This is a genomic window from Pseudomonas sp. FW305-70, assembly GCF_058783925.1.
This window is the reverse complement of the sequence record NZ_JBYSYZ010000050.1, coordinates 1-19,448: the sequence shown is the minus strand read 5'-3', so window position 1 is coordinate 19,448 and position 19,448 is coordinate 1. Positions and strand designations below refer to the sequence as shown.

The following is a 19,448-nucleotide window of genomic DNA, read 5'->3' as shown; positions in this document are numbered from 1 at the left end:
CACCAACGTCCAGCGGGTATACTCGCCGACTTCAAGATATTTTCTATCTCACCACTCGTGCAAGAACGTAATATAGAGGGAAGAACAATAATGACGTCTCTTAAACCTGCTGAGCCCATCAGCAACGATAGACGGGAGCACGCCACAAACAAATTCGACATCATTTTTAATACAAAGTCGAAACGCACGACCAACTTAATAGCCTATGTCGCACTACTGGCAATTTGTATAGCTATATTTGAACCACTGATAAGCACGTTATCAGCAAATGCATTTGACTACGTTGTTCACTTGAGGTGGGCAAGCGAAATGGAACTAGGCCAAAAGCTGATACTTCCACACCCGCTGTATCACCTACTTTCAATTCTCACAAAGAAAATATTTCTTATTACCTATGCGCAGTCGTCAACTGTCGTAATAGTGTCGTCGATATTTTTTCTTTCAGTTTTAAACTATAGAATACTGGCAGAGAGCGTGCATGCAATCATCGCCATACTGTTCTCAGTCTGCCTCCTCCTTGTTACTCCACTGCAACTGTTTTTTCCTATCGACCAGCACCTCTATTTCGGCTATATCGGGATCAGCATTTACCACAGCCCTACCATGCTGCTTTTAAAGCCTCTCTCCCTCCTTGCTTTCCTCTATGCTCTCAAATCGGCCAACAGCACATCGAGCAACGGCTTATCCAGTGGCATCGCACTTGCCATGGCTTTGTTTTTCTGCGGAGTTTCAAAACCAAACTTCTTGATTATTGTGCTGCCTGCCTTTGTATTATTTCTTTTGGTCACCCACAGACTGAAGCCAGCCCTGACGAGCAAATACATATATCTCTCATTTTTTCTCCCGATCTTCGCAGTGCTTGGTCTACAGTTTTTCCAAACATTCTTCTTCCAGGATCTTTCGCAAGCTACGGGTAGCACGGAAAGCCACATCGTGGTTATGCCTTTTGAGACGATGGCTCACTACTCCAACTTTCTGCTACCGAAATTCATCCTGTCGATAGCATTTCCACTGCTGGTTTTTCTGTGTTACCCAAGAAGCTTCATACAAGATAAGGCTGTAATTTTTTCTTCCTGCTGCCTTTTCATGGGCTTGGTTCTTACGTACTTCTTCGCAGAAAGCGGTTCCAGAATGTATGACGGAAATTTCTGGTGGAGCGGACAAATGGGGCTTTACCTGGTATTCCTATTTTCTGTCGCCTTCTTGTTCAAGAATACAAAAGCCCTGACCAAGAAGAAAATCGATAAAGCAAAGTACTCTCTTTGCTTGGCACTATTCTTTTCACACGTAGCATTCGGTGTGTTTTTTTACAGACAAGAGCTTCTTTTTAATGCGAAATTTTGGTAAAGAAGTCAGTCGAGCCCACAACTTAATAAGACATAAAACACTATGACACCAAAAGCGGCCGGGCCACATATTTCAGTCATTGTTCCGGTTTACAAAGCCGAGAACTCACTTGACGAACTTTATTCAAGATTAAGAAAGTCCCTTGAAGAAATTTCACTCGATTTTGAGATTTTGTTGGTAGAAGACTGCGGAGGCGATCGCTCATGGCAGATAATAGAGCGCCTCGCCGAGGCCGACCCGCGAGTTCGTGGCATTCAGCTAAGTCGCAACTTCGGCCAGCACTACGGAATTACCGCCGGTTTGGACGCCTGCCGAGGGCAATGGGCTGTCGTAATGGACTGTGATCTTCAAGACCGTCCTGAAGAAATTCCACGCCTCTATGCCAAAGCCCAAGAAGGCTACGACATTGTTCTAGCCTTGCGAGGAAAACGAAGCGACCCCCCGCTCAAACGAGCAACCTCCTGGCTGTTCTACAAGACGTTTAGCTACTTGGCTGACTTTGAATACAATGGCGACAGCGGCAACTTCCGCATAATTTCTCGGAAGGTTGTAGATAACGTCTGTCAAATGCGAGAGCAGCTCCGCTTTTTTGGTGCACTGGTTCACTGGACAGGCTTTGCCAGTACAGGAATTGAGATTGAGCATGCGGAACGCTTGGATGGGAAAAGCACTTATACGTTTTCAAAGCTTTGGAATTTGGCTATGGAAACAATTATCGCGTACTCAGACAAGCCACTTCGACTTGCGGTAAAGCTCGGCTTCACCATGGCATTATTGTCATTTATTTACGGAGCCTACCTCATATTTACCACCATGCTCCATGGTGCAGTTGTGCAAGGTTGGACCAGCCTTATGGTCTCTATATTCTTCATCGGCGGCATTGTGATCTCGATACAAGGTATTGTTGGAATATATGTCGGAAAGACATTTGACCAAACCAAGCGGCGCCCCTTGTACATCATAGGTCAGAAAACCTACGAATCGCGACGAGAGATACACGACATGACTGTACGTAGCTCACAGCCAGCGTTTCCCGCCGAAGAAGATAGAGGGTAGTTGACCGAATGAGCTTTTTCACCACGCCTGCTTTTGGCCAATTAATCCGCTACGGCATCGTCGGCCTAGTTAACAATTCCTTGCTTTATCTCGGATACCTATTGATCGTCTATTCAGGGAGTGGCGAAAAACTGTCAATGACACTGATGTATCTAACAGGTGTCGCTATTGGCTATATCGCGAACTACAAGTGGACATTTTCTCAGAGAAAAAATCGAGGAGCATTAATCCGTTACGTGCAGATGCATGTAACCGGGTACCTGATTAACTTCTTGCTCCTGTACACCCTTGTCGACACTCTGCATTACCCTCACCAGATCATTCAGATTTTTGCGATAATAACAGTGGCGTTTTTTGGTTTTTTCACCTGTAAATACTTCGTTTTCCGCGAAAGCTCGACATGAAAACAAGGAGTATTCATCATCAAAACAAAACACGAACTGCCGATCCGCCAAGCCACACTGAATCAGGTCGCAACCTATTTGGCATTGCTATTGATCATACCCCTAACTGCTACAAAGCGGGCCCGGGCTTCAAATGGCGCTCTAAAGGTGCATCTGCACTACTTTTGCCTTCCGCATAACCATGCCCTGACCTGACAGGCATGAAGACTGCGCTCAACCAGTTCATGCAAGGTGCTGCTGCCAGCCCGGCGTGCGCCAGCAACAGCCCATTCGATCGTGCCGACACTTGGACCATCATCGACAAGCAGGACTTCGCCATCCAGATCGAAAGCCAGCAGAGTGGCGCTCGATTCTGGTTTATTCCTGAATGGATCATCCAGGATCATCGCCATCAGTGAAGCGAGTCGTAGGCTTGCTCGCAGGTCACTCCCCGGGCTCGGGCTTGGTCAGCAATTGCAGCCAGATCGCCCGCATCGATGATCAGAAACTCATTGGGAATACGCTGGGCCAAGGTAAGCGCGTCCATACAGGCGCCACTTGCGGCCGTCATAACTCCAGAGTAACTTTGCACGCTGATCAGTTCTCAAAGGGATGGGTTTAGAATGGAAATCATCATAACCACATTGCTGATTGGCTTTTCTTTGGGGGCCGTCTGGATTTTTGCGTTATTCATTGGGCTATGCGTCCAGGTCAAGCAGTGGTGCCATAATTGGACCAACGACACCCATTTGCCGGTCGAACCGAACATGGTTCTTGAAAAAGTGCTGGTGTTCGTTGGTGCGAGCAGTTTTGACCGATTCACCTGCGCCTTGGTCATCCTGAATGCCCTGGTGCTCTGGCCTTTTTCCCTCGTCCTAGCAGTTCCGGCAATCAGAGCCTTTCGCCAGCGTGAGCGGCGCAGGGTTGAAAAATCACTGATATGTCAAAGCGAACCAATGCATCTCTCGCCAGACACGTCGACGCCTCTCGAAACAGCTATTAATAGTCGCTCAGCCTCGAACGCTTGATTATGTAGGTGCAGTGCAAATCCGCCACCTCCCCCGCGGCAGTGACAGCCCTGCGGGAGACAGCAATAGCAAAAGTATCAGGCTGATTTACTAGCGCATACCACACACATTGCGCACATAACTTTGAAGCGCCTTCAAGGCTGCTTGGTCGGCAATGATCCCAGCGCGGATATCGAAAACAGTCGATCCAGAAGCTGCAGAGAGTTCGACGGTTCCTGCATCGCCCAGGCTGGCGGGGCTGGTGGAACTGGACACGCCCCCACTACTGGAGCGACAACTTCCCGCGATGCGCAGCCGGCGAGCAGTGTCAGCAGCACGGCGCAGCTTTTCATTTTCAGCGAGGCCATTGGTCTTTTCCTTCTGAGCTTTCTGGTCGAGATCAGCAAGTGCCTTCTCGGCGGCCTGCTGCTTCTCTGTTGCTTGGCGGGCCTGCTCGGCACCAGCGTTGGCGATCTTGGCGAGGTCCGCCTGCCGGCCAGCCTCAGGCCATAGTGTGAGTTAGCAGCGGATTTGGCACCGACCAGGACCTTGCAAGGGATTCCGAGCTGACCGCTATAAGCCGCGGCCGACGGATCTTTCGAGGGTTCAGCGGCACTCAATCGGTGCCAACTACCTGCAAAATGGTTTGTCACCAAAACAGCAAGAAGTCGGGTGAATTTGCGGTCTGTTTGGCACTGCGATTTGGGCCCAAAAACGTCGAATTTGGAGGTATTAGTCAGGGGCTTGACGCTTTGGTTTGATTCCAAATCGGCCCCTGGGCCTTGTGATCAAAGGGTCTTCAGGAGGCCCACAGCCCGTCAGCAATCAATTCGAATAGATGCGCCCTCCCCGCGCTCTGTTCCGTTTCCCGAGCGCACAATCGGAAGTCCGGCTTTCGCTGCTTCCGTTTGTCTTTAAAGGCACGGCCCGCGTGACGTACAGCCGGTTTCGCTGATTTGGGATGGTGACCTTTAATAACGAAGAATCGGAACTGAGCTTCCTGGATTTAGCGCTGCGGCGCGGGCGAGGGAAAACGCCCTAAACGCCCGGAAACAAGGCATTAGGCAAGGCTATCTGACATGCGAAAAAGCTGAGAAAGAAGATAAATATCAAACAGGATTGGTGCCAAAGGCAGCGCGAAAACGGGCCAAAAACGGCGTGAACTCACAGGAAGCAGGCTTGAAAAATCGAGAAGTCACGCAAAAGTCACGCACATGAAAAAGGCCAATGCTGTGAACATTGGCCTAAGTCATTAAATAATATGGTCGGGACGGAGTGATTCGAACACTCGACCCCTAGCACCCCATGCTGGGGACTACAGAGTTCTAACATATTGTTTTAAAAGGATTTTAATACCATTTTAGGGTGGCAAAACATCCGCTTTTTTGTGCTTTTGCAAACGATAATCCGTGACTTCCAGCGGAGGTTTTGCGCAGCAATTCCCCTCTCCTCCGGCGTCCTGTCCACAGACAAATTCAGGAGCATGCAACGCAAGGCGATACCTCTCGACAACTACTCGGTACCCGCCTATTTTTGGTTTTTGGATTTGGAAAACTGCCCGTGAGCACATCCGAAACAGTCACATTCAACCTGGGTCCCTGCCCCTGCGGGGATGGTCAAATCGCTAAACGAGTGACCTCCCAAGACAATCCATGGAGCGGTGTCGATACCTCCTATTCCATCGATTGCCCGACCTGTTCACGAGAATGGCGAATCGTGCATCAATCTCTTGTACTACGCTCAAGCGAGGCACTCTTTAATTCGGCTTCCGCTGCCGAGAGCGCCGCGAGAAACGCCTTACACAACTTTCTGCAGTTTATAGTGAAGAACCACTTTTCCGATTTCTCTGCACCAACCAAAAAGGCCGAGCATGCCGAGCTTGAGCGACTTGGCCTTACCTACATGTCCTACCGCCAATATCTTGAGCACAGACGAAAGGGTGGAAGCATCTGCACAGCGTCGGCACCACTGCGAAACCTCGCCTGGGCCCGCGCAGCCGCTAGAAAGTTAAATGTTGAAAGACAGTTCGAAGCCTTAACTGAAGCCAACTCACAAGCAGAACAGGCAGCGGATCATGCTCGCACATTAATCGTCCGCAAGAGAATCACCTGAGCAACCCGCACTGTAGGGTTCTACAACGTCCTGCAGACCGAACACAATCCCTCTGTCGACCCCTAGCACCCCATGCTTGAAAATGGGCGCATTCCCAGCATTTGTTGAGTCTTCTACTGGTGCTCGCTGCAAACAGTGCCCTACAGAGCTCAACCGAAAATAGCGAATCCCCGAAAAAGTCCCCACACCTTTTCGACCCATCCCTGGCGTCCTCCCGACCATACCTTTTCTTCCCTCCCCCCATGATTGACGACTGCTACGCTGAAATCTCCACGGAGGATTCGCGATGCCAAACTCTGACCTGCTCCCATCCCTGCTATTCAAAATCAACGAGAATCAGCTCGCCCTAGAGGCTGCCATCATGGAGCTCACGCTATGGGTCGAGCAACGCGGATCGGCAGACGTCGCCGAAAACGTGCGCGGCGCCCTGGTTACGATCGACCGGAATGAGGAGTTCATCAAGATGTCGCTCGCGGTGCTGATGACCCCGGAGTGACTGCAATCGCTGACGAGGTGAAGGCGGAAAGGAATTTACAGGGCATGCTATGGAGAACGCTGCACTTTTATATTAATCCGCGTATTTAAGTTGAGGCGCAACAAGCACCCCAACCCCGAGGCAGATAATTAGTCTTTCTTTTTAAATTCGAATATATTAGAGCGAGAATCGTCTTGGATACTCTTAAGCTTAGGAAGAGGATTGTTAATTACCTTTGGCTGGAAGGCGAGAAAACCATCAGTCAGACCACAAAGCTGCTCAACATCCTTTACAGGCATCATCAGATCGCGAACTATTGAAGTCTTTGTTTTTATTTTCGCCTCTAGAAGTGCATTTATTGCCCTCGGCATTAATCGAACGCTCTCTAGCTGAGAGTCGTTGTCGAGCGGCTCTCCTTTCATCCATCCACGAGCGGAGTAGCTCTTCCTAAGCCTTAAAGCCTCTTGTTCGCCAATCAACAACATCTTTTCAGCTCTGTAAATTATTGCCGCAACAGAAACTTTCCAGCGACGCTTCAATGAAAGCAAGTTTTCTAAAGATGGATATCTTGGAAGCTCTACAGACAGAAGCTCCTCAGGAAGTAACAAGCAGCTCGCAAAATAGTTTGCCTGCCCTTCAATTTCTTTTAGGTGCAAAATATCAAATGTTTTTATATTTTTGTGAAGAACTACATGACCTATTTCATGCGCAAGATCGAATCTAGAGCGATAGTAATTACTCTTATCATTCGAAAGCAAAATAAATGGTCTTTTTTGGGACTCATCCCACTGAGATAGTCCGTCCATCTTTGTATTACCTTGTTGGACGTGCGCACAAATTATCCCCGCACCCTCTGCTGCCATGGAAAGATCGGCAATTGGGCCCAGACCAAGCCCCCACATCTCCCGGCACTTTAATGCAGTCCTCGCTATTTCTGGAAAATCAAGCTCTCGATGATCGGTGATTTTATGGGTAGGCAAATTCAATTCTGGCCAATCTAGCCAAGTAGAAAGATACCCTGCAATTTCCTGCAGCCAATCCATCTTTGTACCAGCTTTTCCGCGTAGATCGCTGCTCGTACTAGCCAATGTTCTATAGAAAACGGGCGATAGCGGTTTACTTGAGATCGGGCGAGTAAACCAGGCTACTGGAAAACCGAGGACAAAAGAGATGCTTTCGAGAGCCTCTGACTCGGGAGCGCTCTCACCTTTCTCCCATCGAGAAATAGAAGAAGATGATTTTCCGATGCGCTCGCTCAAATCAAGCCTGGTCAATGACGCCAGTACTCGCGCCTGGGTGAGGCGAGCAGGGACAAAGCCCGAAACTCCTACTCTCATGACTTATCTCTGGATTCCGATGCTTCGATTTCGCTAATAACTTCTTTCAATCTAATTACCGCCTTATCTGTCGGAGCGACTGACTCTTCTACAGCCGAGATCTCGGAATATTTCATAAGGACTTTCGAGCATGGCTGAAGATAGTGCCACCCTGATAGGTCGCTATAAGGAACGCCAACCTGAAGATCTATCATTCGATCTTGATCGAGATTCTGCTTAGGATTTACGTTGACCAAAAGCAAGCCAAGCGTACTTGAAGGAAGCATATGCACAGTCGGAGAAAATAAATCGTGCGTCACTCCCTCCAGCCTTGCATTCAATGCGGCAATCAAAGCTCGATGTTTGGCGCCTCTAGGCAAGGAGCTGCCTTGATTCACGCCAATTCGACCAAGTTGGAGAGGTCCGGATCGTAGTACAACGTAGTTTTCACCCGAGTTATCTGCCTTTAGATCTAGCACTTCGAGGCCTGACGACTCAGCAATGGTTCGCATGGTCGAGCTAAGCTTGTAGTGCCGAGCCTGAGGCAGAGCTCTAACAAGCTCATGCTTATGAAGCTGCAAGCGTGCGGTCATGGTGTCATAAGCCATACCATATGCCGCATGTAGGTCGTCCAGAGCCCTCACCCAAAAATCTCTCGGGAAGTGAGCTACCAACAAGCTTTCAACTTCTTCCTGAATATCAACCTTGTTCATATTTTGATCAATTCCCGCAATCTGGATTTTTGTGTTTTTTTCACCGTTAAGAGATCATAGCATGCCCCAACGCAGCGACAAGTCGTCATCCAAAATTTCGTACCAACGAGAGGATCCCGACTCAGCGCCGGGCTTTTCGAATCCGCCCTGTCATGTCTTCGTCACACCGACCAAGCACAATGCGATCATCCAAAAGGATTTGGCCCATCTACAGAGAGCCCGGCAGATGTGCCGGGCTTTTTCGTATCTACGACAAGCTTTTCACGAAACGCTCACAGAATGGAGCGCAGATTGAACAGACAAAAGGATTTGACCCCGTACAGAAAGCCTGCCACCGAGCGGGCTTTTTGTTGCCTGCTACGCTTTTCTTAGACAAAGGAGAAGCGCGGCCATGCCCCTACCAGATGATCCTACCCCTTCACTAATCAGCCGACTTAATCAGAACATCATGGCCCTAAGCTGCACTATCGAGGAGATAGGCATTTGGATCGACCAATGCGGCTCCACGGCTATATCCAATCAAATCAACGAGCAACTAAAAGTACTGGAAAACAACAGTGAGGCCATCGCCGATCTGTTGGTTGACTGACTTCCTCAGGGCGTGAAGCGGCCACTAGCAAAGGGCAATAGCCGGCCAAATGCGGTTATCCGATTCGTTAATGTCTGCGGCTCATTGGTGCTTCCCGGGAGTCTAGTCAGCTTCAAATCTGATACGGAGTTTGGCCTCGTTAACCTGGAAAATCTGCACTCTTAATACCTGACCACCAGCTCCGGGAAAGGCCACACTTCGTTCAGTCGCACCATCCACACTGATTCCAGTGCCAATCCAAGGCCTCTGGGTTTACTCGGTGAGAATTTTGTTTTGGATGGCGAAGCGGGGAACCATCCAACTTTCCGTAATCGGTATCTTCCAGTTTTGGTGACACCCGTACGACCATCGTCTCGGATTCGATGGCGATCAGCCCTAGATCGAACAAGGTATGGATGTCCGCCCGTAACAGCAGACCATTGGATACAACGTTGGTGTGGTCGCCCTTATAGGGGTGGACGTGCGCAGCCTCGAGCACGGCGGGCAGGTTGCAGCCTGTAATGGCACAGGCGTCGCCATAGGCGTCCATTAGAGCTTTGCGGAAAGCGGGTTGCCCTCTGCGACGGATGATGTCGGCGGTTACGCGCTTTCTGGCATCGGCTACATCTGTGGGATCAAAGATGGCTGCTTGCTCAGCAGCATCCTCGGCGACTGCTAGTGCTTCTTCGACAGGATTCGAAATCCGTCGAATAGAGACGCCAAATCGGCTCCCCGATGATGTGTCGGGGTAAATTTCCCAAATGCCATGCTGAACCGGATCGTAAATCTCAAAGATGCCTTTGCCTACCTTGAACAGCCTGTCGTATCGGCTGCCCTGATCAGTCCTCCGAGGCTTTTCATTTTGCGAGTACCCAGTCCGGGCAGGGGAGTTAACAGCCATCATGTAGAGGTCTGCCAGGTTCTTGGTGTTGTACCCCGGATCACGGGCAAGGATCCAATCTTGGACCTGCTTTCGACTGGCGGTGTCTCCAAGTTGAGTTACAGCAGCAAGGGCTTTCTCCCAGGTGCGACTGTCTTCTAGGTTGCCTACTTCTGTGTCTTTTTCGGGAGTCTTGCCTTGAATGAGTTGGATTAGCCTGACCTTCATGTCCGTGCCGACATTCACGGCAGGCTTTAGGCCTGGTATCCAGGGCATATCCAACTCATTGAGCACCGCAGAGATGTTCTGCATTCTGTACTCGAATGCCTTCGTGGTTCGATCAAATCGAGCGGCCAGTTCCTCATAGACCTGCTTCTTTGAGTAGCTAACCCCGGCCGCTTGCTTCACTGCCATTCGGCGGTAGGCCTCGAAAGACGCGAGAAGTTCTTCGTTACTCCAGCCCTTGGCCATAGTTCGTCCTCCCTTGAATGCCATGTCTGCGTTTAGGCGAAATGCTGGTGAGCGCGCTGCCACAGTTCGTGCGCGTCATCGATCAGGCTGACGGCAATCAACTCCCTCGTTTCCGGATCTCGGAGGAGCGCCAGGTCCTCATTGGAAGGGGTATGGAAGTTCACGTTGATTTTAGGGTACTTCCAGAACATGCCGCCCGAATTTCGAGCTTTGGGGACAATCTCTTGGCTCAGCGCTATTAGACGCTCCCTCTCCTCCGGGAATTGCTCACCATCACAGTAGTAGCCACAGTAGAGAAAATGGTCGAGCTCAACGTACACACCCCCCTTCATAAAATTGAAGGGGAAGGAGAGGCCGATGTATTTGCTGTTTTTGGACTTCTTGTAATAGGCGGAAACCGCGTCCTTCGTGGCCGTATTTTCGGGCTTGCCGAGATGCGGATACAGGCTCGCTTGGCAAGCCATCATGCGCTCCCAAATATCGAGCTGTAAGTCGGCAAGTACGGACTTGAAAGCATGATTGATGTCGGCGATCACGAAGAGGTTCTCGCCCTGTAGGATCTGCTCTTTCAGCTTGCTCATGTAGATCTCGCCCTGATCACTGGATGTCAGCTTTTGAATTAGTTCTATGTACTGGAATACGCTTTCCCGCACTCCAGGCTCGCGGGCAATCAGCGGGATACAGTCCTTGAGCCAAGCGATGATGTCAGCTTCGTAGTTGAGAGGAATTACAGGCAGGGCCTTGCGGCTCTGTTCACTGGGCTCGGCACCATCCAGGGTAAGGTATGTTGTCCATATCTCGCGGTAGCCTTCCGCCTGCATTCGCTGGTGGTAGCGCCAGAGCTGCTCGTCCTGGTCGCCAGCGTAGATCTTGTTCTCGATGATCACTGCTTGCTTGGATTGGTTACGGACTAGGATATCGATGTTCTGGTACTCGACCTCAACAATCGCATTCTCTGAATCGAAGTTCTGGATGCCCACTCGTTTCAATAGGAGATTCAGCAGCGCTGTTCCCTGATTGTGGGTAGCCTTAGGGTCGAGCAGGAAGGCGAGGAAGCGCGAGTGAAGCCGAACCTCGTCACTTGAACTTCGGAGAACGGAGAAGAGGTTGAAGCCTGCCGGGCGCTGATACCTCGCGCGCAGCAGAGCCACGGTATGCAAAAAATCGTCCATGAGAGAGGGTCCCCGATTTAAGGCCGAGTTAGGGCGTGCAGTATCAGACAAATCACCCTCTGATGTAATGGCTATTTGACGCTACCGGCATCATGCAAATATTGGATTAGAGCTGTGTCGACCGCTCAGACCTTGCCAATGAAGCGTTTTGCGAAGTCGCATCGCACGGAGTAATCCGGAATCGCTGTAAATAGCCCCTGCTTTTGTAGACGCTCGATGACCGTTTTTGGCCGATTTCTGCCCTTCGCGACGGGCAGAAATCGGCCAAAAGTAGTCAGTCAGATGCGCTTAGTGCTATAAAAATTTACTCGACCAATATCAAAAGGAGTCGCAAGCTTTAAAGCACTATAGCGACGTGTCGGAAACTTTAAGCTATCGGTTGCGCAGATTTATACTTACCCCCGAATGCACTATAACTAGCCCAGTGGGATCAAGCTTATACTCATGAGCATCTTTTTTGCTTGTACGATGCTTGAAGTGAGCATAACCATTAGTTCCGTTAGTGCCACCAATGATGGACCGATCATATAGCTCCTGCAGCAATTTCTCTGATGGCAAATTTGAGCAGTTGCTTTGTATGAACTCAGTAGCTTCGGAGTAAGTGCAGTCGTATTTCGAGCTGATTTCTTTTAATGCATCGAAAATATTCTGTATCTGAATATGCGTGTAGAACGAAGAAAGCTCATTACTTAGCTCCTTTACAAGCTCAGCTGAATACTGGCCCAACAACTGATTAACATCGAACTTCTTTAATGGTATTGAGTAATGACCGGACTCAAGTGGCTTGAAGAAAAGTATCAAGTCACGTGGTCTGATTAGCGTGTGGTCGCACACATACTTAAAACTAGTTTTTGGGGAAAAATCATCATCTATAAGGCTTTCCCATGGTGCGTTTGGATTTCTGATCTGTAGACTTGCTTGGTGAAAGGCATTTGCAATCCGCTTGTTTATCATTTTCTTTATGGCTAGATTGTTCTCATCAGACTTTCCAGAATAATCATCCTCATACCAAGATAACCTAGTAGCGTAAGAGGAGAAAATTTTAGATATATCGGCTGCTTGCGTAGATAAAAGTCGCTCCACATCATCTCTAATTAATATGATAACTTTGGCAGATGCATGATTTTTTGCGAATACTGTGTTATTTACATGCTTAGATGTTCTGATGAGCTGTATCAAGGTATCGGTAGAATGCTCATCATTAGCATCGAAATCAATATCTAAGTCATCGAAAAATAACGCATACGAATTTTCGTTTTCCGTATTAAGCTTGCTCGTCAAAACCTCTACGACTACTTTTTCCAAGTGCGGTATCAACTTGTAGAATGCAGCTCTCGACTCTTTGATCTGTATGTCAGTATTGAACTTTCCTTTGAAAAATCTTTTAAATTGCTCAATATTTATCTCAAAGGAGTGCTTCTTGATTAGCTCGACAATTTCACCTGTGTTTATGTCAATATAACCACTGTTTTTCTTGAGGAACTCCTGCAGCAACTTGTATCCATCCGCTTGTGCGGCTGCTTCGTTCTCGAAAAACATTTTAATAATGTTGGTGTAAATCAGCCACTTAAATAAGTGATCTTTAGTGTGTTCGGAGCTGTGCTCCTTGCCTAGCTGAACTAGCCTTTCCAGGCTCATGTTATCCTGACTTACAAATGAACAAAATAAATTGGGCTGATCGATAGACGATAAATATGTATATTCCGCAAATGCGCTTTTACCGCACCCTTTGCGCCCAATTAATATGTATTTTTCGTTAGAAAGTTCTTCGTAGAGATTGTGTAGGTCTTCATAAACATCTCTCAAATTAACTTTTGATGTCGGTAAAGATTCGGCTTCCGCTTCAGGAGCACCGATATAGATAGCATTTTTTTCCTTGCGTATAAAACTCTTGAATACCATTTCCTCTCCTAACACCCTGTGCTTGACCTAACGCGCCTGGGGGGTGAGTGACGCGCACGTATTTACCTTCACCCTTGTAAAGCAAGTATTGAGAGTATCTAAAGACCAAAGGCAAATCTAGTACGCCAACGAATTATATTTAGGATATTGTGCATTCGGCGACAGAAACATGTGTAATGCATGAATCATCTTAAAGCAAAAGACAAAGCCCATTAATGGCTATTCAAAGTCAAAAGCTATCATTACAGAATAACCGATTGAAATTTGCTTTGACCGTATTCTAAAAGGATTACAGCTTAGCCGTGCCTAATTATTTATATCTACTGATTTCAGCTTCCGGCTGAGAACTGTCTGCTGTTGGCCGTTTTTTGCCTCTCGCAATGGGCAGAAAACGGCCAAAAGCATTCCATAGACACACCGCTGATCCATCGGTAATGTGCACGCAGATCATGGCGCTTGGCCTTCACGGCATATGCCACGTTACTGGTGAGTTCCCTAGCTAGACAGCGAGCTACGCATTAGCAAGGAACGTTTCAGATGAGCATGCCGAAAATGTATCGACCATTTGTATCGTCTATCAACAGTTGGTTAAACGCACTAACCATGCTTGAGCAAGTCGTAGACACACAGCAACCGTTTAAATTCGGTACAGTTCCGATCACCATAAAATTTCAAATATTGCTCGAGATCATCAACAGTGACTTTGCTGTGGTAAGCTGACCAGATGATTGATGCTGACTTATTCGTCGGTGCAACTGCATCATCATCCAAAATAGCTTTGATGGTGGTGTGGTCGGTCTTAATCCGCTCCTTTGTTGCTTCCACCACCGTTTCGATTTTGGCTTTCTGCTGCGCTTTAAGCCGCTCTTCATCCTTTAGAGTCTTACAGACCTTAGAGAAACCAAATACCGGGAAAAACTGACTAGACTGAATTTTCTGCTTGTTAATTAGCTCGAGCAGCTGATAATTTGACTCTTCTAGAATTTTGAAATAATTGCCGATCATTTCGGAGATTGTGAAGTACTGGTACTGGATCGTTCTGGCGGAACCGATGGCCAGAATTTTATCGCTGTTTTTCAATGTATCCAGATCTTCTGTGATGGTGACTTTGATTTCCCCACCTGCAAAAATCTCTTTGACGATATTTTGTACTTTTCGAACATCCATCGCAGTTACCGGCAACGTAAGGCCAGAAATTGCCTCGTAGACAGCTGCGAAATTGTCGGTTTTAATCTTATTGATTCTGATGGTGGAAGAGAACCCCTCAAGATCAATATCATGCTCAGCAATATCGGTTGAGTCCGACCCCGCTTCGTATTCAATTAGTAAGAAATTTTCTCTAATTTTTTTCGCGTGATCAGAATTTGGTTTCACGTATGTGAATATTGTACGTAAGAGCGCTTTTATATTTTCATCACTTACACTGTACCCGATAAACACGATTGGGTTGTGTATAAACAAAGACAGCAACTGGGCGCGGATCAATTCGTAACGAGCAAAAAAAGCCTCATAATCCGCTTCACTAATAATAATTTTTGTCGGGTGATCCACACACCCGTGAATTTTGTAAACCGACCCATAGGGGTTGCTCAGTAATATATCATTGCCAATTAGCGGCGAAAATTCAAAGAACTGCTCCAAAAATCGATCATAGTTAGTGGTTATGATGGAACCTATGTTTTTACTGGCGCGTTTGAGAGCGGCGAGTTCATCCCCATACTCTTCCTTGATGTTTACTTCGCCGAGAAGATGGGAAATGTAGATCTTGAGCCGGCTGACGCTCACCCCACTTTTCATGTTTTCATAGAACGTGTCATTAACAAATTTCAATGGGCCGTCGCGATCACGCGCAATTTCTTTGTTAAAGACCTCTTCCAGTTTCGTGGCTACCCGATCGTATCGAAACTCACCATCCACTTCGCAGTCTGCTTTGATGTCGTAATAGAATTCATCAGTACCGCGTAGGTCGCAAGAAATCTTTCTGAGTAAGCCATCCCAAGTATAGGACTGGCTCAAATAGCGAAGACTGACCCCGGTTCCGACAAATAAGATCGGATGATTTCGGTATTTTCCGATGAACTCTTCTACCTTCATAGCAGCCCCGATTTGATCATGAGTTTAAATTAGTGAGGATTTATACCATGCGACAGGGGTAGCTGGCAGACCGGCGTTGCGACCTGACCGTGCGGGCCCGGGCAGATCATTCGAGATTGTCAGCTTCACCTGGAGCATACGGTCCAGAATTTATCCAGCTAAGTAGTAACACTACGACTCATCAGCTCTTTGCGCATCCCCAAGCCGGTTCTACCGATACGCGGAATCGCGTTCAGTTTGTTGAACGCATTTGAACGGCGGCTACTGGCCGAACTCTACCGTTGCTGACGGGCAGCTATGTGGTTGAAATCAGTCACCTTAAAACAGTCCTCCAAGTGCTGCTGGTTCCCAGTTCATGATCACCAGTTCACCGCTGACCTCGGCCTTACCCTGTCGTTGGTTGGTCGTGGTGTAGCGAATATCCAGCGTCTCGAAGTGAAAGCCCCCGAACACCCGGCGGATGTCCGGGTGGTCGTTGATGCTGACCATTACCCTACCCTTGCAGCGGCGCATGAACTCCGCCATGCGCTCATAGTTTTCAAACGGAAAGTCCACCCCATACCCTGCGGTCTGCCAATACGGCGGGTCCATGTAGTGAAAGGTATGGGCACGGTCGTAACGTTCGGCGCAGTCCAGCCAAGGCAGATTTTCGACGTAGGTGCCGGATAGGCGTTGCCAGGCAGCCGAAAGGTTTTCCTCGATCCTCAACAGGTTGATAGCCGGGCCGGTGGTCGCGGTACCGAAGGTCTGCCCGGAGACCTTGCCGGCGAAGGCATGGTGCTGCAGGTAGAAGAATCGCGCGGCGCGCTGAATGTCGGTGAGGGTTTCCGGGCGGGTCATCTTCTGCCACTCGAACACCTGGCGCGAGCTGAGCGCCCACTTGAACTGGCGCACAAACTCTTCGAGGTGGTTCTGCACCACGCGGTACAGCGTCACCAGGTCGCCATTGATGTCGTTGAGCACTTCAACGGGCGCCGCCTGGGGCCGCATGAAGTACAACGCGGCACCGCCGGCAAAGACTTCAACGTAGCATTCATGCGGTGGAAACAGCGGGATAAGACGATCGGCCAGACGGCGTTTGCCGCCCATCCAAGGGATGATGGGTGAAGACATGGATAGCAAGACCTTTACTGTATAAATAAACAGGTGCTAGGCTCGCTCTGCTTTGTGCACAGAGCAGGAGCCTTGGCGGGACTTGCAGGGACAATCTGCAGGGACGGTGGCCAGTCTGGATGTTGACGCATCCAGACTGGCCGCTCCTTTTAATTCGGTGTTAAACCCTCTTTGACCCGGGGCGACTCACTCGCCCGGGTAATCAAACCGGCACTTCGAGCACGACTTTCTGCGGTTTGCCGGACGCCTTGGCCTTGCCCTCCTTGCCGCCATTGCACTCCACCGACACCGTCCACCCGGACGGGGTAAAGGTGTGATCCACCGACTCCACCAGGTATTCACCATCGAGGCCGCGCTTGAAGCCTTGCGCCTCAATCATGATTTCGGCAAACAGGTCGGTCCGCCCCGGCAGGTCGAGGCGCACCGAGGCCGTCGAACGATTGAACGCCGCCAGACGGGCCTTGGCCGCTTCGTCGGCCGCCGTGCGGTCCGGATAGATATGGCGATCGGTATGCACCGGTGGCAGGCCTTCGGGCACGTTGGGATTGTCCAGGTGCGAAATGAGCAGCTCGCCGCTGGCCGGGTCCTGGTACTGGGTGCTGACGCCCTGATGCGCGCTACGGTCGCTCAAACGAAACCGCCAGCGGGTGACATCGCTGCGCTGCAGGGTGATGACCGCCAAGGCCTTGCCACTGGCGCTCTGCCCGCCCTGTCGCGGCAAGACCAGCAGCTTGCCGTCGGCCACCTTGGCCGTGCAGTCGTGCTTCTTGGCCACCCGAGTGATGAAGTTGAAGTCGGATTCATTGAGCTGGTCCATGCGCGGCACCCGGGTGTCGACCGGACATGACGGCTGCCAGCCATTGCGGGCCGCCACGTCACCGACGATCTGCGCCAGGCTGACATCCTCCCAACTGCCGCTGCGCGTGGTTTTGCCGCTGCCGCGCATGTCGCTGGCCTTGCCACTGATCACCAGCGTGTCCGGTGGGCCAGAGACGGCGACATCATCCACGGTGTAGCGACCCATGCGCGTCAGGTCGGCGCCGGCATAACCCAGGTAGACTTCGATGCTCGCGCCACGGACAGGCAGCGACACCGCGCCGTCACGGTCGTCGATGCGCAACTCAAACGAGTCAGACTCCATGCCGGGGCGGTCGGAAAGCTGCAGCGAAACCAGCCGATCATTGATCAGCGCGGTAATGTCGGCGCCGTCGGCGACGATACGAAACAGCGGTTGCATCGTGGTACTCCAGGCAAGAAAAAGCCCGCACTGAGCGGGCTGGGTAACGGGATCAATCCCACAGTGAAATCACGCTGTCAGTCTCCACCACCAACTCCGGCAGCGTGATCAGTACGCCCGCCCGGAACGGTTGTGGTTCATCGGCCAAACCTTGGTTGGCAGCCAGCACCGCCTCCATGCAGCGGTTCAGGTGGCCATAATAGTGGTGGCACAGGGTATCGAGCACATCCCCGTCAGCCGTTCTGCAGGTCATCGCCATAACGGACAAACTCCAATGAAAAGCCCTGCTTGCGCGGGATGGCCCCGGGCAGCAAGGCGCTTTGTTCCTCGTCGATATTGGTCAGGCACCAATTGCCCAGCACCTCGCCGTATCCGGTGGTCAGGTTCAGTGGCAGCAACTTGGCGCCGATACTGCGCAGCGTATCCAGCTGCTTCAGCCCACCCTTGAAGCTCGGGTAGATCGCGCCCTTGATGGTGATTTTCTCCTCGCCTAGCCCCACGGCCTGTTGCGCCGGCCGCCGGGTCAGGCGCTCCTGCGCGGCCCAGCGAAACGACGTCTGCCGGCGTAACTCGTCAAACGCCGCCGTGTCCAGGTTAAAGTAATACGGCCGCTCATTGGCCTTGAGCGGGTACATGATCAACAGGTGCGGGAATGGCTTCACCGCATCGGGAATCGGCGTCATGTCGCCGGCAAACCATTCCGTGGGGAAAATGTTGCCCAACGCGGCATTGGCCTTGCCGGCCACCTTGTTGAACGCCGCGCCAAAGCGGCCGATCTGTTCGGTCAGGGCGGAAAAGTGCTCTTCAAATTGCGCCAAGGCTCGCTGGGTCTGGTTGTAGTAGCTGGCGACCTTGCCGATCTTGGCCTGTGCCGAGTTGATCGCATCCTGCAGACGCCGGGTCTTGTCGCTCAGGTCCTCGCTGATAAAGGGCAGACCTTCCAGCGCGTCGGCCGCCCCGCTGATTTCATTCAGCGCGCCATTCATGGGTCCGGTCATGGACTCCAGGTCGGTGCGCCCGGCCTCCCCCGCGTCGACCATGTACTTCAGCCCACCCTGCAGGTGTTCCAGGTAAGTTTTTTCATCCGCCATTTCACGTCCTCAACCCACGTGGGGTGCATCAAACAACTGTCGGGCGCGTGCCTCCCGGGCGAAGTCTTCAAACTGACGGCGCAGATACGGCATCAATTCCTGGACCAACTGTGCCGGGTCTTTCACATCGCCTTGCACCTGAAAAACCGGGGCTGGGGCGAATGTGAATTGCTGATCGACCTTCGGCCGCTCGGGCCTCTGGACAGTGATCGCCGCCGGCATCAGCGAAGCCGCCGTGATCGGGGCCACCAAGGGGCTAGCCATCGAGCGCACGACAGCGCCAACACCTTGACCGGCGGGCATGGGGACCATGCCGAGCGGTGAGGTTGGCAATGGCGCGGGCCCACCAAACAGCGCCTTGCCCACCGTCGCCCCTATCTCGCCCCCGCCCCACGCACCGAGCATGCCGCCGATAATCCCGCCAATGGCGGTACCGACCACGGGGACGATCGAACCTAAAGCCGCACCGGCGGCCGCGCCGCCGAGTACCCCCCCCCCGCGCCCACCCCCC

At 50.7% G+C, this 19,448-nt stretch carries 19 protein-coding genes and 1 pseudogene; 8 read left to right on the top strand and 12 right to left on the bottom strand.

Going from position 1 to position 19,448, the window contains the following annotated elements:
• Positions 1 to 90 precede the first annotated feature (90 nt).
• From AC3WN7_RS25585 to AC3WN7_RS25565, 5 genes are all read left to right on the top strand, one after another.
• Positions 91 to 1,347 carry a hypothetical protein gene (locus tag AC3WN7_RS25585; protein ID WP_102675498.1) on the top strand — a complete coding sequence of 419 codons (1,257 nt, stop codon included), beginning with the start codon at positions 91 to 93 and terminating at the stop codon, positions 1,345 to 1,347.
• A gap of 42 nt (positions 1,348 to 1,389) precedes the next feature.
• Positions 1,390 to 2,403 (top strand): glycosyltransferase family 2 protein, encoded by a 1,014-nt coding sequence (locus AC3WN7_RS25580; RefSeq protein WP_102675497.1) that lies wholly within the window; start codon positions 1,390 to 1,392, stop codon positions 2,401 to 2,403.
• 8 nt (positions 2,404 to 2,411) lie between these two features.
• On the top strand, positions 2,412 to 2,807 hold the full coding sequence (locus AC3WN7_RS25575; RefSeq protein ID WP_095965359.1) for a GtrA family protein: 396 nt from the start codon (positions 2,412 to 2,414) through the stop codon (positions 2,805 to 2,807).
• A gap of 200 nt (positions 2,808 to 3,007) precedes the next feature.
• Positions 3,008 to 3,205: a hypothetical protein gene (locus tag AC3WN7_RS25570; protein WP_102675496.1), complete on the top strand. Its 198-nt coding sequence runs from the start codon at positions 3,008 to 3,010 to the stop codon at positions 3,203 to 3,205.
• Between the two features lie 204 nt (positions 3,206 to 3,409).
• Positions 3,410 to 3,814, top strand: a complete 405-nt coding sequence (locus tag AC3WN7_RS25565; RefSeq protein WP_095965357.1) for a hypothetical protein — start codon at positions 3,410 to 3,412, stop codon at positions 3,812 to 3,814.
• 134 nt (positions 3,815 to 3,948) lie between these two features.
• Here the strand turns inward: AC3WN7_RS25565 and rz1 are convergent, their stop codons facing one another.
• Complete coding sequence (rz1, locus tag AC3WN7_RS25560; RefSeq protein WP_141249738.1) at positions 3,949 to 4,146, bottom strand: lysis system o-spanin lipoprotein Rz1; 198 nt, start codon at positions 4,144 to 4,146, stop codon at positions 3,949 to 3,951.
• 1,207 nt (positions 4,147 to 5,353) lie between these two features.
• Between rz1 and AC3WN7_RS25555 the strand changes: the two genes are divergently transcribed.
• Together AC3WN7_RS25555 and AC3WN7_RS25550 are read left to right on the top strand one after the other, a co-directional pair.
• Positions 5,354 to 5,905, top strand: a complete 552-nt coding sequence (locus AC3WN7_RS25555) for a hypothetical protein (protein WP_146022455.1) — start codon at positions 5,354 to 5,356, stop codon at positions 5,903 to 5,905.
• A 286-nt stretch (positions 5,906 to 6,191) separates the two neighbouring features.
• Positions 6,192 to 6,401, top strand: a complete 210-nt coding sequence (locus tag AC3WN7_RS25550; RefSeq protein ID WP_102675495.1) for a hypothetical protein — start codon at positions 6,192 to 6,194, stop codon at positions 6,399 to 6,401.
• A gap of 128 nt (positions 6,402 to 6,529) precedes the next feature.
• Here AC3WN7_RS25550 and AC3WN7_RS25545 read toward each other — a convergent pair whose 3' ends face one another.
• Both AC3WN7_RS25545 and AC3WN7_RS25540 read right to left on the bottom strand, forming a co-directional pair.
• Positions 6,530 to 7,717: a helix-turn-helix domain-containing protein gene (locus AC3WN7_RS25545; protein WP_102675494.1), complete on the bottom strand. Its 1,188-nt coding sequence runs from the start codon at positions 7,715 to 7,717 to the stop codon at positions 6,530 to 6,532.
• Positions 7,714 to 8,409 carry a hypothetical protein gene (locus AC3WN7_RS25540; RefSeq protein WP_102675493.1) on the bottom strand — a complete coding sequence of 232 codons (696 nt, stop codon included), beginning with the start codon at positions 8,407 to 8,409 and terminating at the stop codon, positions 7,714 to 7,716. The genes AC3WN7_RS25545 and AC3WN7_RS25540 overlap by 4 nt, the downstream gene beginning before the upstream one ends.
• A 391-nt stretch (positions 8,410 to 8,800) precedes the next feature.
• Between AC3WN7_RS25540 and AC3WN7_RS25535 the strand changes: the two genes are divergently transcribed.
• The gene (locus tag AC3WN7_RS25535) at positions 8,801 to 8,998 is read left to right on the top strand and encodes a hypothetical protein (RefSeq protein WP_102675492.1); all 198 of its coding nucleotides are present in this window, start codon (positions 8,801 to 8,803) and stop codon (positions 8,996 to 8,998) included.
• A 202-nt stretch (positions 8,999 to 9,200) separates the two neighbouring features.
• On the opposite strand, the gene AC3WN7_RS25530 is transcribed toward AC3WN7_RS25535, so the two are convergent.
• The 9 genes and pseudogenes from AC3WN7_RS25530 to AC3WN7_RS25490 all read right to left on the bottom strand — a co-directional run.
• On the bottom strand, positions 9,201 to 10,328 hold the full coding sequence (locus AC3WN7_RS25530) for an HNH endonuclease (protein WP_102675491.1): 1,128 nt from the start codon (positions 10,326 to 10,328) through the stop codon (positions 9,201 to 9,203).
• A gap of 32 nt (positions 10,329 to 10,360) precedes the next feature.
• Entirely contained in the window at positions 10,361 to 11,500 is a 1,140-nt protein-coding gene (locus AC3WN7_RS25525) for a PDDEXK-like family protein (protein WP_102675490.1), read from the bottom strand.
• Positions 11,501 to 11,872: 372 nt separating this feature from the next.
• Positions 11,873 to 13,402, bottom strand: a complete 1,530-nt coding sequence (locus AC3WN7_RS25520; protein ID WP_102675489.1) for a P-loop ATPase, Sll1717 family — start codon at positions 13,400 to 13,402, stop codon at positions 11,873 to 11,875.
• A gap of 597 nt (positions 13,403 to 13,999) precedes the next feature.
• The gene (locus tag AC3WN7_RS25515) at positions 14,000 to 15,496 is read right to left on the bottom strand and encodes an SIR2 family protein (RefSeq protein ID WP_102675488.1); all 1,497 of its coding nucleotides are present in this window, start codon (positions 15,494 to 15,496) and stop codon (positions 14,000 to 14,002) included.
• A 318-nt stretch (positions 15,497 to 15,814) separates the two neighbouring features.
• Positions 15,815 to 16,609 (bottom strand): DNA adenine methylase, encoded by a 795-nt coding sequence (locus tag AC3WN7_RS25510; RefSeq protein ID WP_102675487.1) that lies wholly within the window; start codon positions 16,607 to 16,609, stop codon positions 15,815 to 15,817.
• Positions 16,610 to 16,811: 202 nt separating this feature from the next.
• Entirely contained in the window at positions 16,812 to 17,846 is a 1,035-nt protein-coding gene (locus AC3WN7_RS25505; protein ID WP_102675486.1) for a phage late control D family protein, read from the bottom strand.
• A 52-nt stretch (positions 17,847 to 17,898) separates the two neighbouring features.
• Complete coding sequence (locus tag AC3WN7_RS25500; RefSeq protein ID WP_102675509.1) at positions 17,899 to 18,105, bottom strand: tail protein X; 207 nt, start codon at positions 18,103 to 18,105, stop codon at positions 17,899 to 17,901.
• Complete coding sequence (locus tag AC3WN7_RS25495; RefSeq protein WP_102675485.1) at positions 18,080 to 18,937, bottom strand: phage tail protein; 858 nt, start codon at positions 18,935 to 18,937, stop codon at positions 18,080 to 18,082. Before AC3WN7_RS25495 ends, AC3WN7_RS25500 begins: the two co-directional genes overlap by 26 nt.
• 9 nt (positions 18,938 to 18,946) lie before the next feature.
• A pseudogene (locus AC3WN7_RS25490) lies at positions 18,947 to 19,448 on the bottom strand (phage tail tape measure protein); the annotation flags it as partial.